Origin of the sequence: Pseudomonas arsenicoxydans (assembly GCF_900103875.1) — a bacterium.
Lineage (GTDB): Bacteria > Pseudomonadota > Gammaproteobacteria > Pseudomonadales > Pseudomonadaceae > Aquipseudomonas > Aquipseudomonas arsenicoxydans.
On record NZ_LT629705.1, the window covers coordinates 2,182,385 to 2,197,018 of the forward strand.

At 59.3% G+C, this 14,634-nt stretch carries 18 protein-coding genes; 10 read left to right on the forward strand and 8 right to left on the reverse strand.

Annotated elements, in window-relative coordinates; translation table 11 throughout:
• The first annotated feature begins 8 nt into the window (after positions 1 to 8).
• Entirely contained in the window at positions 9 to 1,034 is a 1,026-nt protein-coding gene (hemH, locus tag BLQ41_RS10020; protein ID WP_090180141.1) for a ferrochelatase, read from the forward strand.
• Positions 1,035 to 1,076: 42 nt separating this feature from the next.
• On the opposite strand, the gene BLQ41_RS10025 is transcribed toward hemH, so the two are convergent.
• Together BLQ41_RS10025 and upp are read right to left on the reverse strand one after the other, a co-directional pair.
• Positions 1,077 to 2,351 carry a uracil-xanthine permease family protein gene (locus BLQ41_RS10025; RefSeq protein ID WP_090180144.1) on the reverse strand — a complete coding sequence of 425 codons (1,275 nt, stop codon included), beginning with the start codon at positions 2,349 to 2,351 and terminating at the stop codon, positions 1,077 to 1,079.
• A gap of 2 nt (positions 2,352 to 2,353) precedes the next feature.
• Positions 2,354 to 2,992 (reverse strand): uracil phosphoribosyltransferase, encoded by a 639-nt coding sequence (gene upp / locus BLQ41_RS10030; protein ID WP_090180147.1) that lies wholly within the window; start codon positions 2,990 to 2,992, stop codon positions 2,354 to 2,356.
• A gap of 174 nt (positions 2,993 to 3,166) precedes the next feature.
• Here upp and BLQ41_RS10035 point away from each other — a divergent pair, with 174 nt between their 5' ends.
• On the forward strand, positions 3,167 to 3,724 hold the full coding sequence (locus tag BLQ41_RS10035; RefSeq protein WP_090180149.1) for a hypoxanthine-guanine phosphoribosyltransferase: 558 nt from the start codon (positions 3,167 to 3,169) through the stop codon (positions 3,722 to 3,724).
• Between the two features lie 3 nt (positions 3,725 to 3,727).
• Positions 3,728 to 4,201, forward strand: coding sequence for a WbuC family cupin fold metalloprotein (locus BLQ41_RS10040; protein ID WP_090180152.1), 474 nt, complete (start codon positions 3,728 to 3,730; stop codon positions 4,199 to 4,201).
• Positions 4,202 to 4,210: 9 nt separating this feature from the next.
• Here the strand turns inward: BLQ41_RS10040 and dauA are convergent, their stop codons facing one another.
• Positions 4,211 to 5,932 carry a C4-dicarboxylic acid transporter DauA gene (gene dauA, locus BLQ41_RS10045; RefSeq protein ID WP_090188451.1) on the reverse strand — a complete coding sequence of 574 codons (1,722 nt, stop codon included), beginning with the start codon at positions 5,930 to 5,932 and terminating at the stop codon, positions 4,211 to 4,213.
• A 151-nt stretch (positions 5,933 to 6,083) separates the two neighbouring features.
• On the opposite strand from dauA, the gene BLQ41_RS10050 reads away from it, so the two are divergent.
• A complete protein-coding gene (locus BLQ41_RS10050; RefSeq protein ID WP_090180154.1) occupies positions 6,084 to 6,569 on the forward strand; it encodes a hypothetical protein in 486 nt (161 codons plus the stop codon).
• A gap of 63 nt (positions 6,570 to 6,632) precedes the next feature.
• Entirely contained in the window at positions 6,633 to 6,920 is a 288-nt protein-coding gene (locus BLQ41_RS10055) for a PA4642 family protein (RefSeq protein WP_090180157.1), read from the forward strand.
• 156 nt (positions 6,921 to 7,076) lie between these two features.
• Here the strand turns inward: BLQ41_RS10055 and mqo are convergent, their stop codons facing one another.
• Both mqo and BLQ41_RS10065 read right to left on the reverse strand, forming a co-directional pair.
• Complete coding sequence (mqo, locus tag BLQ41_RS10060; RefSeq protein ID WP_090180159.1) at positions 7,077 to 8,585, reverse strand: malate dehydrogenase (quinone); 1,509 nt, start codon at positions 8,583 to 8,585, stop codon at positions 7,077 to 7,079.
• Positions 8,586 to 9,323: 738 nt separating this feature from the next.
• Entirely contained in the window at positions 9,324 to 9,557 is a 234-nt protein-coding gene (locus BLQ41_RS10065; RefSeq protein WP_090180162.1) for a hypothetical protein, read from the reverse strand.
• Between the two features lie 205 nt (positions 9,558 to 9,762).
• On the opposite strand from BLQ41_RS10065, the gene BLQ41_RS10070 reads away from it, so the two are divergent.
• Positions 9,763 to 10,347 (forward strand): YajG family lipoprotein, encoded by a 585-nt coding sequence (locus BLQ41_RS10070; protein WP_090180164.1) that lies wholly within the window; start codon positions 9,763 to 9,765, stop codon positions 10,345 to 10,347.
• A 103-nt stretch (positions 10,348 to 10,450) separates the two neighbouring features.
• Here the strand turns inward: BLQ41_RS10070 and BLQ41_RS10075 are convergent, their stop codons facing one another.
• Positions 10,451 to 10,657, reverse strand: a complete 207-nt coding sequence (locus BLQ41_RS10075; RefSeq protein ID WP_090180168.1) for a hypothetical protein — start codon at positions 10,655 to 10,657, stop codon at positions 10,451 to 10,453.
• A gap of 193 nt (positions 10,658 to 10,850) precedes the next feature.
• Between BLQ41_RS10075 and BLQ41_RS10080 the strand changes: the two genes are divergently transcribed.
• Entirely contained in the window at positions 10,851 to 11,135 is a 285-nt protein-coding gene (locus tag BLQ41_RS10080) for a hypothetical protein (RefSeq protein WP_090180170.1), read from the forward strand.
• A 116-nt stretch (positions 11,136 to 11,251) separates the two neighbouring features.
• Here BLQ41_RS10080 and BLQ41_RS10085 read toward each other — a convergent pair whose 3' ends face one another.
• Complete coding sequence (locus BLQ41_RS10085) at positions 11,252 to 12,418, reverse strand: 1-acyl-sn-glycerol-3-phosphate acyltransferase (RefSeq protein WP_090180172.1); 1,167 nt, start codon at positions 12,416 to 12,418, stop codon at positions 11,252 to 11,254.
• Between the two features lie 139 nt (positions 12,419 to 12,557).
• On the opposite strand from BLQ41_RS10085, the gene BLQ41_RS10090 reads away from it, so the two are divergent.
• The 3 genes from BLQ41_RS10090 to BLQ41_RS10100 are packed head-to-tail and all read left to right on the forward strand — an operon-like array spanning position 12,558 to position 13,669.
• Positions 12,558 to 12,740, forward strand: a complete 183-nt coding sequence (locus BLQ41_RS10090) for a CPXCG motif-containing cysteine-rich protein (RefSeq protein ID WP_090180175.1) — start codon at positions 12,558 to 12,560, stop codon at positions 12,738 to 12,740.
• A 9-nt stretch (positions 12,741 to 12,749) separates the two neighbouring features.
• On the forward strand, positions 12,750 to 13,010 hold the full coding sequence (locus BLQ41_RS10095; protein ID WP_090180179.1) for a putative signal transducing protein: 261 nt from the start codon (positions 12,750 to 12,752) through the stop codon (positions 13,008 to 13,010).
• A gap of 35 nt (positions 13,011 to 13,045) precedes the next feature.
• Positions 13,046 to 13,669, forward strand: coding sequence for an SOS response-associated peptidase (locus BLQ41_RS10100; protein ID WP_090180181.1), 624 nt, complete (start codon positions 13,046 to 13,048; stop codon positions 13,667 to 13,669).
• 121 nt (positions 13,670 to 13,790) lie between these two features.
• On the opposite strand, the gene BLQ41_RS31365 is transcribed toward BLQ41_RS10100, so the two are convergent.
• Positions 13,791 to 14,633, reverse strand: coding sequence for a methyl-accepting chemotaxis protein (locus BLQ41_RS31365; protein ID WP_408003508.1), 843 nt, complete (start codon positions 14,631 to 14,633; stop codon positions 13,791 to 13,793).
• Position 14,634 lies beyond the last annotated feature (1 nt).

Below are 14,634 nucleotides of genomic sequence, written 5' to 3' on the forward strand. Positions count from 1 at the left end.
GACGTTGCATGACCGATCACGCATTGCTTCTGGTCAACCTGGGTTCCCCTGCTTCCACGTCGGTGGCGGATGTACGCAGCTACCTCAACCAATTTCTGATGGACCCGTATGTGATCGACCTGCCATGGCCGGTACGTCGTCTTCTGGTGTCGCTGATCCTGATCAAGCGTCCGGAACAGTCGGCCCACGCCTATGCCTCGATCTGGTGGGAGGAGGGCTCGCCACTGGTGGTGCTCAGCCGTCGCCTGCAACAAGCCATGACTGCCCAATGGACCCACGGGCCGGTGGAGCTGGCAATGCGTTACGGCGAGCCGTCGATCGAGTCGAAACTGGTTCAGCTGGCGGCCCAGGGCCACAAAAGAATCACCCTTGCGCCGCTTTATCCGCAGTTCGCCGACAGCACTGTGACCACGGTGATTGAGGAAGCCAAGCGGGTGGTGCGCGAGAAGCAGCTCGACGTGCAGTTCTCGATTCTCCAGCCTTTCTACGATCAGCCGGAATACCTCGACGCATTGGTGGCCAGCGCCAAACCCTATCTGGAGCAGGACTACGATCACCTGCTGCTGAGTTTTCACGGTTTGCCGGAGCGGCACCTTACCAAGCTGGATCCGACGGGCAAGCATTGCTTCAAGAACGAGGAATGCTGCAAGAACGCTTCGCCACAGTCCATGACCTCCTGCTATCGCGCGCAGTGCCTGCGCACGGCGTCGGAGTTTGCCAAGCGCCTGGGGCTGTTGGAGGGTACGTGGTCGGTGTCTTTCCAGTCGCGTCTTGGCCGTGCGAAATGGATCGAACCCTATACCGAAGCACGCCTCGATGAGTTGGCTGGAATGGGCGTGAAAAAAGTCCTGGTGATGTGCCCGGCGTTCGTTGCCGATTGCATCGAGACGCTGGAAGAGATTGGTGATCGCGGGCGGGAGTTATTCCGCGAAGCGGGGGGAGAGGAGTTGGTGCTGGTGCCGTGCCTCAACGACGATCCGCAGTGGGTGCGGGCGTTGAACGCCTTGTGCGAACGAGCGCCGTTAGCGCTTTGATGATCGATCGTTCCCACGCGAGCGTGGGAACGATCAGTTCACTCAGAGCAAAGTCTCATTCGCCTTCTTGTGCTTCCAGCTGTCATTGCCTGGCAGCAGCAGGTTCAGCGCAATCGCTACCACCGCGCACAGCGCGATGCCTTTGAGGCCGAAGTCGTCGGGGCCAGTCCCGGTGCCGACCAGCACACCGCCAATCCCGAACACCAGGGTCACCGACACAATCACCAGATTGCGCGCTTCGCCCAGGTCGATCTTGTGGCGAATCAGGGTGTTCATCCCCACCGCAGCAATCGAACCGAACAGCAGGCACAGAATCCCGCCCATCACCGGCACCGGAATGCTTTGCAGCAGCGCGCCGAACTTGCCGATAAACGCCAGGCTGATGGCAAAGATCGCCGCCCAGGTCATGATTTTCGGGTTGTAGTTTTTGGTCAGCATCACCGCGCCCGTCACTTCGGCGTACGTGGTATTGGGTGGGCCGCCGAACAAGCCAGCCGCAGTGGTGGCAATGCCATCGCCAAGCAGCGTGCGGTGCAGGCCGGGCTTCTTCAGGTAATCGCGGCCGGTCACGCTACCGACGGCGATCACTCCGCCGATGTGTTCGATGGCCGGGGCCAATGCCACAGGAACGATGAACAGAATCGCCTGCCAGTTGAACTCCGGCGCCGTGAAGTGCGGAATCGCGAACCACGGTGCGGCAGCAATCTTCGCGGTGTCGACCACGCCGAAGTAGAACGCCATGGCGAACCCCACCAACACGCCAGAGATGATTGGCACCAGGCGGAAGATGCCCTTGCCGAATACCGCGACGATCAGAGTGGTCAGCAACGCTGGCATCGAGATCAGCATCGCTGTCTGGTAATGGATCAGCTCGGTGCCATCGCCGGCCTTGCCCATCGCCATGTTGGCGGCGATGGGTGCCATGGCCAGGCCGATGGAGATGATCACCGGACCGATCACGACCGGGGGCAACAAGCGGTCAATAAAACCGGTGCCTTTGATCTTCACGGCCAGGCCGAGGAAGGTGTAGACGAAACCCGCCGCCATCACGCCGCCCATGGTCGCCGCGAGGCCGAATTGGCCCTTGGCAAGAATGATCGGGGTGATGAAGGCAAAGCTCGACGCCAGGAACACCGGCACCTGACGCCCGGTGACGATCTGGAACAGAATCGTCCCCAGACCTGCGGTGAACAGCGCCACGTTCGGGTCCAGGCCGGTAATCAGCGGCATCAACACCAGGGCGCCGAAGGCCACGAACAGCATCTGTGCGCCAGACAGCACCGTACGCCAGAGCGGATCGTTGAACTCTTGCTGCATGCTCAAGCGTCCTTCTGCTTGGTACCGAAGATCTTGTCACCGGCATCGCCCAAGCCTGGAATGATGTAGCCGTGTTCGTTGAGTTTTTCATCAATGGAGGCGGTGTAGATCATTACGTCCGGGTGAGCCTTCTCCACTGCGGCGATGCCTTCTGGCGCGGCGACCAGCACCATGGCGCGAATGTCGCGGCAACCGGCCTTTTTCAGCAGGTCGATGGTGGCGACCATGGAACTGCCGGTGGCGAGCATCGGGTCGATGATCATTGCCAGGCGCTCGTTGATTTCCGGGACGAGTTTTTCCAGGTAGGTGTGGGCCTGCAGGGTCTGTTCGTTGCGGGCCACGCCGACGGCACTGACTTTGGCGCCCGGGATCAGGCTCAGCACACCTTCGAGCATGCCGATGCCGGCACGCAGGATCGGCACCACTGTAATTTTCTTGCCGGCGATTTTCTCGACCGACACCGTACCGCACCAGCCTTCGATGTCGTAGGTTTCCAGCGGCAGGTCTTTGGTGGCTTCGTAGGTCAGCAGGGCGCCGACTTCCTGAGCGAGCTCACGGAAATTCTTGGTGCTGATGTCTGCACGGCGCATCAGGCCTAGTTTATGACGGATCAGCGGATGGCGGATCTCTTGGATGGGCATGGGGAAAGGCTCCGGCGGCGGGCAAAAAAACCGGCCTAGATTAATCTATCCGAGGGTGTTGTCCTATAGACATTCAGTACGTTAGTCCACAAACGCTTGATCTGGCCTCGCTTGATGCGTACCTTTGCCCGCTTTTCCTGAATCCGTCCCGCCCCTCACCCCCTGGAGAGCGCCATGTCTGCTGATCTCGAGCATATCCGTCAAATCATGCGAGAGGCTGACTGCCTGTACACCGAAGCTGAAGTCGAGGCGGCCATCGCCCGCGTCGGTGCACACATCAACGAAGAACTGGCTGACAGCAATCCGGTGGTGTTCTGTGTGATGAACGGCGGCCTGATTTTCGCCGGTAAATTGCTCACCCATCTGCAATTCCCGCTGGAAGCGTCCTACCTGCACGCTACCCGCTATCGCAATGAAACCAGCGGCGGTGACCTGTTCTGGAAGGCCAAACCGGAAGTGTCGTTCATCGACCGTGACGTGCTGATCATCGACGACATTCTCGACGAGGGTCATACCCTGGGCGCGATCATCGATTTCTGCAAACACGCCGGCGCGCGCAAAGTGCACACCGCTGTGCTGATCGACAAGGACCACGACCGCAAGGCTCGCCCGGACCTCAAAGCCGATTTCGTCGGCCTGCCATGCATCGACCGTTATATCTTCGGTTACGGTATGGACTACAAAGGCTACTGGCGTAACGCTAACGGCATCTTCGCTGTTAAAGGAATGTAAGGAATGACCACGCCGCGTTTTCTCGATCAAACCTTGTTCACCGAATTGGCCGAGAAAGCCGCGGCTAATCCCCGTGGGCGTCAGCATCACAACTTTCATCAAATGGAAGAACCGTGCCATCGCATGGCCGTGGGTTTGCAGCCGAGTACGTACATTCCCCCTCATCGACATCTGAGTGATGACAAGGCGGAAACGCTGCTGGTGCTGCGGGGGCGTCTCGGCCTGTTGATTTTTGATGAGTCCGGAGGCGTTATCCACACGCGGGTTCTGCAAGCAGATGGCGAATCGGTGGGCGTTGATCTTCCTCCCGGCGTGTTCCATGGCCTGGTCGTGCTGGACGCCGACAGCTTGATGTTCGAGTGCAAGGCCGGGCCTTATCGTCCGGTGGGTGAGGGTGAACTGGCGCCCTGGGCGCCACGCGAAGGGGAGCCGGGTGTGGCCAAGTATCAGGCCTGGATGCGCGCGCAGTTTGATTGAGCCGTGCGCTCAATTTTCCCCGGCCAGCCAGCGTTCGCTTTTGCGACGAGCCTGTTCCAGGTTGTTCACGTAGGCCAACTGACGCTGTTCCCGATGGATGCCCGCGCGCCTGAGCTTCAGGCGAACCCTTGGAGCGGTCGCCACCAGAATCAGGCCGATGCCGTCCGTGCGGTAATCCCTCAGGATATTGTCGAAGGCCGCCAGCGCCGTCATGTCCAGCATCGGCACGGCGCTCATCTCGACGATCACGACTTTGACCTCCGGACTGAATTTGCGTAGCACTCCCAAGGCTTTTTCAGCAGCGCCGAAGAACAGCGGCCCGCGTATCGCATAGCAACGAACATGTTCCGGCATGTCCTGCAAGGCTTGATGAAAGGCGCGGGGCAGTTCGGCGGTGTCGGTGAGATCGCTCATGCGTTTGATAAATAACCCGGCGGCCAGCAGCAGGCCGACGGCGACGGCCATTACCATGTCGAACAATACCGTCAGGCTCAGGCAGGTCAGCAAAACCAGCACATCGCTGCGAGGCGCGATGCGCAAGGTATGCAGCACGTGCCGGGCCTCGCTCATGTTCCACGCCACCATGATCAGCAATGCTGCCAGTGCAGCCATCGGCAAGTAGCTGAAAAGCGGTGCGAGGACGAGTATTGCCATCAGTACCACGGCGCTATGAATAATGGCGGCCAGTGGCGAAAAGGCTCCGCTACGCACGTTGGTGGCACTTCGGGCAATGGCCGCCGTGGCGGTAATGCCGCCGAACAACGGTGCGATCAGGTTGCCCAGGCCCTGGCCCAGCAGTTCTGCGTTGGGATCGTGTTTGCTGCCGGTCATGCCATCCGCCACCACCGCACACAACAAGGATTCGATGGCGCCGAGCATGGCGATGGCGAACGCCGGCGCCATTAATTGACGGATCAAGTCATAAGACAGGTGCAGAGGTTGGCCGTCGGGACCGGGCAGATTCCACGGCCAATCAAAGCTTGGCAGGAACGGCGGAATGCCGGGATGGCTGATGCCCTCGACCGTGTAGCTGAAACGCTCACCCAATGTCGCCACCGGCAGCCCTCCGTGCTCCAACGCCAACCCCAGGAGCGCGCCGATGGTAAGTGCTACCAGATGCCCCGGAATCCTCGGCACCCACCGTGGCCAGACAATCAGAACGGCCAGGCATGTGAGGCCGATGATCCCGTCCCCTAGCCGGGCGCTGGGCAACGCCTGAATCAAAACGCCCAGCTGTTCGATGTAGTGCTCTGCCTGGCCGGCGGTGTTCAGGCCCAGCAAATCCTTCAATTGCAGGGTGGCAATGACAATGCCGATCCCGGCGGTAAAGCCCAGGGTGACCGGGTACGGAATGTACTGAATCAACCGCCCGGCTCGAATCAGTCCCAGGACAATGAGGATGACGCCGGCAAGCATGGTGCAAAGCAGCAGGCCGCCGAGGCCATATTGTTGGGTGATGGGCAGCAGAATGACTACGAACGCGGCGGTCGGCCCACTGACATTGAAACGCGATCCGCCTGTCAGGGCGATCAGGGGCGCAGCGATCAGTACCGTATACAAACCTTGCTGCGGCGGTACACCTACGGCAATCGCCAGGGCCATGGCCAACGGGATGGCGATAATCCCTACCGTCACCCCGGCACTGATGTCGCCGCGTAAGCGCCTGAGGGTGTAGCCGGCGCGCCAGGTCTGACGCCAGGCCGCGAACAACGGGGGGACGGAGAACGTCATGAATACTCCCTGAAAGACGATGCACTGTTGAATGACGGCTGAAAGCTCGTCCAGCATCGCCAGCCTCGTACTGCGAAGTATTGACCTATATCGCCAATTCGCGCGGTTGATCCTCATGCTAGAGTGCTTGGCCTCGCCTTCGGAGCCCGTCATGAGCCTTTTGATCCGCAGCTGCGCCGCCCTGTTGCTGACCCTCAGCCTGCCACTGGCGGCCGCCCCGGCGCCGATGCATGCGCAATTCCTGCCCCCGGACGACCTGACCCTGCGTGATGGCGAGCCTGAGCAGCAACAACTGTTGCAGGTCACCGAGTATTCCGTGGTGGTGGGCAGTCAACGCCAGTCCAACCAACAGCCGATCCCGGTCACGTCCCCTGTGTCGATTCGCCTCAAGGGCAAGTCCTTGAACAAGGGCGCAACGATCAATCAAGTGCTGGTCAACTTCGATGGCGAAAGCAAAAGCCTGAAAAAGCCGATCTACGACGAAAAAAGCAAAACCCTGACGCTGTTTTACCCGATGGCGCAGTACCGGGTGGTGCTCGACTTGTTGCGCAATGACACGGTGTATTGCCAGTTCCTCAGTTACGCCAACGGCCATATCTGGGCCGATCTGCACACCGGCAGTGTTCGTGCGCGTTGAGCCCTGTGCCCGGGCAGGGGTAAACTGCCCGCCCCGTGAAATGTCTGCGAGCTGGAGTCGGCAATGCGTAAAGATAAGAAACAAGTGATTGGTGACGAGATCGGCGATGAGCAGATCAAGTTGTTCCTCGATTTCGAGCCGGTCGACGCCACTTCGCCGTCCCTGCACAAACTGATCAAGGCCTATCGTGGCCTGCGCATCGACGATTTCGAGCGCTTCCTGACATTCTTCGTCGAAGCCGGTCTTGATCTCGACGGCAAGGATGAGCATGGCAATGACTTCGTGGCCCTGATCAAGGACCAGCGCAACGCAGCCGAGTACATCGAGCTGATCGCCAAGGCTCGCGGCTAAGATCAAAAGATCGCAGCCTCGTTTCACTCGACAGCTCCTACAGGTGTACGCGATCTCTTGTAGGAGCTGTCGAGTGAAACGAGGCTGCGATCTTTTCAGCAGCACAAAAAAACGCCCCGCTCTCATTGAGAACGGGGCGTTTTTTATGCGGCCGAATCAAGCGTAACTTTCGGTCTCGTTACTGGCTTCAACCAGTTCCAGCGCGACGTTATTGTGCGCGTTGATCTTGCGATACAGCGCAGCGTCAGTTTCCAGGACTTTTTCCCGTGCCGGGAAAATTTCCGCCAGTTTGGCGGCCCATTCACCGGAAGCCTTGTTCGGGAAGCATTTCTCGATCAGCTCGAGCATGATCGAAACGGTCACCGAAGCACCTGGGGATGCGCCGAGCAGGGCGGCAAGGGAGCCATCTTTCGATGCGACCAGTTCGGTACCGAACTGCAGAACGCCACCCTTTTTCGGGTCTTTCTTGATGATCTGCACCCGTTGGCCGGCCACTTCCAGGCGCCAGTCTTCGGCTTTCGCTTCAGGGTAGAAACGACGCAGGGAATCCAGGCGCTGCTCCATCGACTGCATCACTTCGCTGACCAGGTACTTGGTCAGGTCCATGTTGTTTTTCGCTACGGCCAGCATCGGGCCGATGTTGCCGGCGCGAACCGACATCGGCAGGTCCATAAAGGAGCCATGCTTGAGGAACTTGGTGGTGAAACCAGCGTAAGGCCCGAACAGCAGGGACTTCTTACCATCGACCACGCGGGTGTCCAGGTGCGGCACCGACATCGGTGGCGAACCGACTGCGGCCTGGCTGTAGACCTTGGCCTGGTGGTGCTTGACCACTTCCGGGTTGTCACAGCGCAGCCACTGGCCACTGATCGGGAAGCCGCCAAAGCCTTTGCTTTCTTCGATGCCCGAAGCCTGCAACAACGGCAATGCCGCGCCGCCAGCGCCGAGGAAGACGAACTTGGCGTCGACTTCACGGGTGTTGCCGCTGTTGACGTCCTTGATGCTGACGGTCCAGCCGCCGTTGTTACGCTTCAGGCCGGTGACGCGCTTGCAATACTTGACCTGGGCATCGGGTGCGCTGGTCAGGTGCTTGAGCAGTTGATTGGTCAGGGCGCCGAAGTTGACGTCGGTGCCGTTCATGACGCGGGTGGCGGCGACGACTTCGTCGGCCGGACGGCCCGGCATCATCAGCGGCATCCACTCGGCCATGGTGGCCTTGTCTTCGGTGTATTCCATGTCCGAGAAGGCATGGTGCTTGCTCAGGGTCTTGAAGCGTTCCTTGAGGAAGGAAACGCCATCATTGCCTTGTACGAAGCTCAGGTGCGGCACCGGGCTGATGAACGACTTGCACGAACCGAACGTGCCTTTCTTGGTCAGGTAGGACCAGAACTGCTTCGACACCTCGAACTGGGTATTGATGTGCACGGCTTTCTTGATGTCGACGCTACCGTCGGCGGCCTGCGGCGTGTAATTGAGCTCACACAGCCCGGCGTGACCGGTACCGGCGTTGTTCCACGGGTTGGAACTCTCCGCAGCACCGGAATCCATCAGCTCGACGACTTCCAGCTTGATCGCGGGGTCGAGCTCTTTGAGCAGTACGGCGAGGGTGGCACTCATGATGCCGGCCCCAACGAGTACTACGTCGACTGCTTCGTTATGCGCCATTTAACGCGTCTCCAAAATCTGCAGCACCAAATTGTCGGCATGGCTGCCAGGCGTTCCGGGGCGTGTCAGTGATGCCCCAAGTAGCGATGGTCAGTGTGCCATGTCCGAATCTTCGCAATTTTTCGCAACTTCGACGGACGCTACCGGCCGGGTTTAAAAGAGTTACATGAACTCACTTCAACGCGCCGCTGGCAATTCGACTTATGGTCGAGACGTCCGTTTGTGCAACCAAATCCGTAGAGGACAGGCTTCAGGCTCCGGTGTTCCAGGAGTACTCGGTCCTGTGTCGTTGGGCTGTTTCAGACGCTAATGGTGCATGTTCAGACGCAAAACTATTCATTTGCTCGCCACACTCTTGTGAAGTTGTGAAAACCCGTTTTTTTCACGCTCTTTTGAAGACGTGAACCTCAAAAAAGGGCTGTCCCAGCCTGGCACCGTGCCCGGATGGATTGCCGTCATGGGTACATGACAGGCAAAACGGGCAAACAGCTCAGTAACCGAGCGTAATGACAGCTCTGCAGATTCGCGCAAAGTGGGGGTTTTTTGCTCAAGGAACAGCAAGCGCCCGCTTCACTCGATCTGTGTGGGCGGCTCTCTGTGGGCGGTGCGGGGTGTCAATACCGAGGCAATGACGATGCTGCGAGGCCCGATCAGGAGACGTCCTTATAATCGGGGTGAGATTGTATCTAAGAAACGCAGGGAAATGGACGTGTTTAATGACTTTTATTAGGCGTCTGGTCAGATGGACAACAGCGCCTGCACCCGAGAACGAGACTGAGGCTGCCGGACGTGGGCGCTAGGGGGCAGGGGATGGTGCAACCAGTTGAGGCGTATTTCTTCGATTTCGACCCAGCCATCGCCCATGGGCTGAAGGCTGCATTGCTTGAACGCCTGGCAGTGACCATTGTGGTCGAGCAGCGCAAAGCAGCGATGGCGCGGGCGTGGTGCGAACAGCGAGATCAGATAACGCATGGCGAATTACCTTGTAGGTGACCTGTCGAGTAGATTGCCGATGGGCCATGACGTGAACGTGTAGGTGCGGTTACAGATGTGTGACAGGAACCGCTTTGCCTCAGGTTTGTCAGAGATTTGAGCAATCATTGCGAGACGCTAGTTAGCAACGATAGCTCACCGCTATACTGCGCGCCTGTCTGTGCCTGATTCTGGAGAGAAGAGCATGTTGCAACGCCTGTTGTTCGGTTTGATCACTGTGACCAGTTTGACCCTCGTCGGCTGCGCCCACAGCCCGCAACAACTGAACCCTGAGCCTAAGCTGACGACTCAGCTGGCGCCAGTCGGCCATGGTCAGCCGGTGGTGGTGCGGGTGGTGGACGGTCGTCCGTCGCCGACCCTGGGCACGCGTGGTGGCTTGTACCCTGAGACCAGCGCGATCACCGTACAGGGCGCACAGATTCTGCCGAAGTTGCAGGCCCAGGCCGAAGCAGCCGTGCGTTTGCTGGGCTTCACTCCAACCTCGAACGCGATGAATGCGCCGCAGTTGACGGTGACGCTGGCTGAGCTGAAATACCAATCGCCTAAAGAAGGCATGTACGTGACCGAAGCGACTATCGCCGCGACGTTCCGCTCCGATGTCCAGAATGCCAACCGTCGTTACAGCGGTCGCTACGGCGCATCCCTGGATCAGCGTTTTGGTATGGCGCCGAATCAGGAAACCAACACCAAGCTGGTCAGTGATGTGTTGAGCGACGCATTGACGCGCTTGTTCAAGGATCCGACGGTTGGTCAGATGCTCGGCGAGTAACCTTTCGCCAGTTTCAAAAAAGCCCGGTGCCAGTGATGGTCCCGGGCTTTTTAATGCCTGCAGGTTTTGCCGGCTTAACCCATTCCTTTGTGGGAATGCGGTGTCAGGCCGCCTGTGAATAAAAATCCAGGATACTCACGCCGGTCAGCAAGTCCGTCTCCGGCAAGTCCACATGCTGGTGTCCACCCAATGCGCAATACACCAGCCAGTGGCGATCCTGAACGTTGAAGGCGAGGCTGCCGACGAGGTCTTGTTGTTCGTCGCTCGGAGCGATGAGGTAGAGGCGGTCCTGGTTTTCGGCGTGCAGCATGACGATTTCCGTGTCGGTTTTGAGGGGCGACAGACTGGCGGATTCAGATGACGGTGCCGTGACACAGGGCAACTATTAGTCAGAAGGTTCGTTATTTGTCGGAAAGGCGGGGCAGGCGGGCAGGCTTTCGGTAGAATCCGCGCCGCGGTCGTCGGTCTGGCGCCTGCCACATCTGTTTTGCCCGAGGTACGTGATGTCGTTGCATTTGATTTCGCTGTTTACCAACCATCCCGCCAAGTTGATCAACCTGTTGGCATTGCTGCTGGCCTTTCCGGGCGGCTGGTTGCTGCATGCCACGCGACGCCGCGAACAGCGCGCGTTGGCCAGTCTCGAAGCGCAAAGTCAGAGCCGTCGCATCGACGATCCAATGCTGATGCTCGATGGGGCGACCTTGCGCATGAACCGGTTTTTCTATCGCTTCGGCTTTGCCTGCCTGGGGTTGGCATTGCTGGTGTCGTGGATCAGCACTCGGTTTTGAATCGCCAGGAAGCAAAAAGATCGCAGCCTCGTTGCACTCGACAGCTCCTACAGAGGATGGGATTCACCTTGTAGGAGCTGTCGAGTGCAACGAGGCTGCGATCTTTTGATCTTGCTTTAAAGCGCCAGTCCCGCTTTCACACGGTACTGATTCCTCACCGGTGTCGCGTATTGCAACACCAGGAACGGGCGATGTTCCTCAGGGCAAGCCTCCAGTCGGCGCTGCCATTCTTCCTGAGCCTTGGCCAGCTCATCGGCGCCAAACACTTTGGCCGCGGGTGGAACCTGCAGTTGTGGATCAGCACCCTTCCACTGCGCATACGCCAGGTAATGCACCGGGAATAACCGGTAGCCACCGAGAATCTGTCGGTCCATTTCAATCGCCAATTGCTTGGTGTCTTCAAACAACTCAGTGATCGGCGCCGCGAAATTCACATGGACCCGGCCCTTGTAGCCGGTGATGCCCTTGGCAATGCTTACGTCATCCTCGCCCGGTGCCTTGGTGTAGCTGCCGGTGGTCGCGCGGATGTAGAGCTCGCGGGCCTTGGCCTGGTCGCACGGGTCGTATTCGTAGCTGATCGATACCGGCGTGAGGTTCAGCGAGCGAATGACCTCGCCGAACGGCTCGTCCTTGCGGCTCATGTGGAACATCTTGAGGATCGCCGACTCGGTGCGGTCGTCGCCGTCCTTGGCCCGGCCTTCGGCCTGGGCGATCCAGATCGAGGCGCAATCGTTGCGGATCGAGTGGTTGATGTAAGCCGACAACAGCTGGTACGCCGCCATTTTCTCGCGACGACCGGTGATCGAACGGTGCACGATGAAGCTCTTGTTCAAGCGCATCAGGTCGCTGACAAAAGGCTTTTGCAGCAGGTTGTCGCCGATCGCGATGCGCGGGGTCGGCAGGCCGGCGTGGTACACGGCGTAATTGACGAAGGCCGGGTCCATCACGATATCGCGGTGGTTGGCGATGAACAGGTAGGCGCTGCCGGACTTGAACTGCTCGACGCCGGTGTACGTCACGCCATCTGTAGCGCGCTCGATGGTGTGGTCGACGTACATCTCGACCTTGTCCTGCAACGTGGCCACGGAGGTGACGCCGGCGAACTCACGGCGCAGCCGATGAGCTATAAGAGGTTTGAGCGCCCAGCCGAAAGCACCGGCAAAACGCGGGAAGCGGAAGTGGATGAGGATATCTAGAAACGCCTTGTCGCCGAGCAGTCGATCCAGCACCGCAGGGACTTCGCTGTCATTGTAAGGTCGGATGGCATCGAATTCGCCCATCATGCTCTCTTGTTAGAAACGGCTAGGGTAAGTAAAGGTTTTGATCGAAAACCAACGGGGCACGGTCTGAAAAGGTAGCCAGACAAAAATAGCCCTGCAAATAGACCGGCGATTATACGCACAAGTCACCTGGGAGACCGCGATGCTGGAAACTGCGCTGTATGGATGTCCGTATTGTGGTGAGGAAGTGGAAACGACTGTGGATATTTCCGCAGGCGATCAGACCTACATCGAGGATTGTCAGGTGTGTTGCCGGCCGATCACGTTCGTGTTGCAGGTTCATGGCGATGAATGGCATCTCGAAGTTTATGCGGAAAACGATTGAGGGGCGTCTATGCAGCGAATCTACGAGCCGGAAAACCTGATGGAAGGTGAGTTGCTGCTGGGCATGCTGGCCAGCGAGGGTATCGAGGCGCATCTGGTGGGCCGCGATTTGCTCGGCGGCAGCGGCGAGTTGCCGGTTTTCGGTCTGCTGGGCTTGTCGGTGGATAACGATCAGGCCGAATACGCCCGGGAGCTGATCACCGCGTACAATGCTGCGCTGCCTCTGCCCGGCGATGAGCCGGACAGTTTTCCCGGCACGCTGGTCTGTTAGGCTGACGTTCGTTTTATCAAGAGTCGTGTTGCCCCATGTGTGGACGTTATGCCCTGTTTCGCTGGAACCCCGCCTTCGCGGCCCTGCCTGGCTTCCCCGCCGATCAGCAGGCCCAGTGGAATATTTCTCCAAACGATTCGGTGCTGATGCTGCGAGCCGGCGTCGACGGCGAACGTGAGCTGGCCCGCGCGCGTTGGGGTTTAACGCCACCGTGGCTGACTGATCTGTCCCGTACCCCAGCCCATGCGCGGGCTGAAACCGTTGCCGAACAACCGATGTTTCGCCAGGCCTTGCGTGAGCGTCGTTGTCTGTTGCCGGCCAACGGTTTTTACGAATGGCGTGGCACCACCCGTAAACGGCCCTATTGGCTGACGCCGGGGGAGGGCTCGGCGCTGTTCTTTGCGGCGATCTGGGAAGCGTATCCAGTGCAGGAACAGGTGTGGCTGAGTACGGCAGTGATCACGCAACCTGCGGCCAGTCAACGTCGGCCGTTGATTCTGGATGCGGCGGGGCAGGAGGCATGGCTCAATCCCGAGACGCCATTGCATGCGTTGCAGGCGTTGCTCGCCAGTGAACCTGCGGCGTTGCGCGAGCGGGTGCTGGCGAACCTGGTGAATGATCCGAAGCTCAATGGGCCGGAGTGTCTGACCCCGGGTTGATGTGTTGTCTGGGCTGACGCCATCGCGGGCAAGCCCGCTCCCACATGGGATCTGTGGCGCTCATAAACCCTGTGGGAGCGGGCTTGCCCGCGATAAGGTCCGCAGGACCTTCCTGCAATCTTTAAACCTTGAACTGATTGATCAACCGCCGCTGCTGTTCGGCCAACTTGGTCAGATCCGCACTTGCCGCGCTCGATTCATCCGCGCCACCCGCCACTTCATTGGCCACTTGCCCGATGTTGATCACGTTGCGGTTGATGTCATCTGCCACCGCGCTCTGTTCCTCGGCCGCACTCGCAATTTGCGTGTTCATGTCATTGATTACCGACACCGCCTGAGTAATCGTCTCCAGCGCCTCGGCTGCTTTCGCCGCATGCTGCACGCTTTCGTCGGTGCGGTTCTGACTGTCCTCCATGACCCGCACCACATCGCGCGTGCCTTGCTGCAGCTGCTGGATCATGGTCTGGATTTCTTCCGTGGCCTTCTGGGTCTTCTGCGCCAGGTTGCGCACTTCGTCAGCTACTACTGCAAAACCTCGACCCTGTTCACCGGCCCGTGCCGCTTCGATGGCCGCGTTCAAGGCCAGCAGGTTGGTCTGCTCGGCAATCCCGCGAATGGCGGTCAGGATCGCGTTGATGTTCTCGCTGTCCTTGGCCAGGGTTTGCACCACGCCAACGGCCTTGCCGATTTCCACCGCCAGCACGCCAATGGAGTTTGAGGTATCCCGAACGATTTGCTTGCCTTGCGCCGCTGCCTGATCGGCGTGGCTGGCGGCTTGCGCGGCCTGGGTCGCGTTGCGTGCCACGTCCTGCGCGGTAGCGGTCATTTCATGCACCGCCGTCGCCACCTGATCGATCTCGGCCATTTGCTTCTGCACGCCGATGTTGGTGCGGATGGCAATGTCGGCGGTGTGTTCCGACGAATCGCTGACGCTCTGCACCGAGGTCACGACTTGCGTAATCATC

Excerpts from the sequence above, each read along its gene's own strand:
- BLQ41_RS10090 (WP_090180175.1), top strand. The coding sequence starts at position 12,558 with ATGCTGGAAACTGCGCTGTATGGATGTCCGTATTGTGGTGAGGAAGTG.
- BLQ41_RS10040 (WP_090180152.1), top strand. The coding sequence starts at position 3,728 with ATGACCACGCCGCGTTTTCTCGATCAAACCTTGTTCACCGAATTGGCC.
- BLQ41_RS10025 (WP_090180144.1), bottom strand. The coding sequence starts at position 2,351 with ATGCAGCAAGAGTTCAACGATCCGCTCTGGCGTACGGTGCTGTCTGGC.
- BLQ41_RS10095 (WP_090180179.1), top strand. The coding sequence starts at position 12,750 with ATGCAGCGAATCTACGAGCCGGAAAACCTGATGGAAGGTGAGTTGCTG.
- BLQ41_RS10100 (WP_090180181.1), top strand. The coding sequence starts at position 13,046 with ATGTGTGGACGTTATGCCCTGTTTCGCTGGAACCCCGCCTTCGCGGCC.
- upp (WP_090180147.1), bottom strand. The coding sequence starts at position 2,992 with ATGCCCATCCAAGAGATCCGCCATCCGCTGATCCGTCATAAACTAGGC.
- BLQ41_RS10080 (WP_090180170.1), top strand. The coding sequence starts at position 10,851 with ATGTCGTTGCATTTGATTTCGCTGTTTACCAACCATCCCGCCAAGTTG.
- BLQ41_RS10085 (WP_090180172.1), bottom strand. The coding sequence starts at position 12,418 with ATGATGGGCGAATTCGATGCCATCCGACCTTACAATGACAGCGAAGTC.
- mqo (WP_090180159.1), bottom strand. The coding sequence starts at position 8,585 with ATGGCGCATAACGAAGCAGTCGACGTAGTACTCGTTGGGGCCGGCATC.
- dauA (WP_090188451.1), bottom strand. The coding sequence starts at position 5,932 with ATGACGTTCTCCGTCCCCCCGTTGTTCGCGGCCTGGCGTCAGACCTGG.
- hemH (WP_090180141.1), top strand. The coding sequence starts at position 9 with ATGACCGATCACGCATTGCTTCTGGTCAACCTGGGTTCCCCTGCTTCC.
- BLQ41_RS31365 (WP_408003508.1), bottom strand. The coding sequence starts at position 14,633 with ATGATTACGCAAGTCGTGACCTCGGTGCAGAGCGTCAGCGATTCGTCG.
- BLQ41_RS10050 (WP_090180154.1), top strand. The coding sequence starts at position 6,084 with ATGAGCCTTTTGATCCGCAGCTGCGCCGCCCTGTTGCTGACCCTCAGC.
- BLQ41_RS10070 (WP_090180164.1), top strand. The coding sequence starts at position 9,763 with ATGTTGCAACGCCTGTTGTTCGGTTTGATCACTGTGACCAGTTTGACC.
- BLQ41_RS10035 (WP_090180149.1), top strand. The coding sequence starts at position 3,167 with ATGTCTGCTGATCTCGAGCATATCCGTCAAATCATGCGAGAGGCTGAC.
- BLQ41_RS10055 (WP_090180157.1), top strand. The coding sequence starts at position 6,633 with ATGCGTAAAGATAAGAAACAAGTGATTGGTGACGAGATCGGCGATGAG.
- BLQ41_RS10065 (WP_090180162.1), bottom strand. The coding sequence starts at position 9,557 with ATGCGTTATCTGATCTCGCTGTTCGCACCACGCCCGCGCCATCGCTGC.
- BLQ41_RS10075 (WP_090180168.1), bottom strand. The coding sequence starts at position 10,657 with ATGCTGCACGCCGAAAACCAGGACCGCCTCTACCTCATCGCTCCGAGC.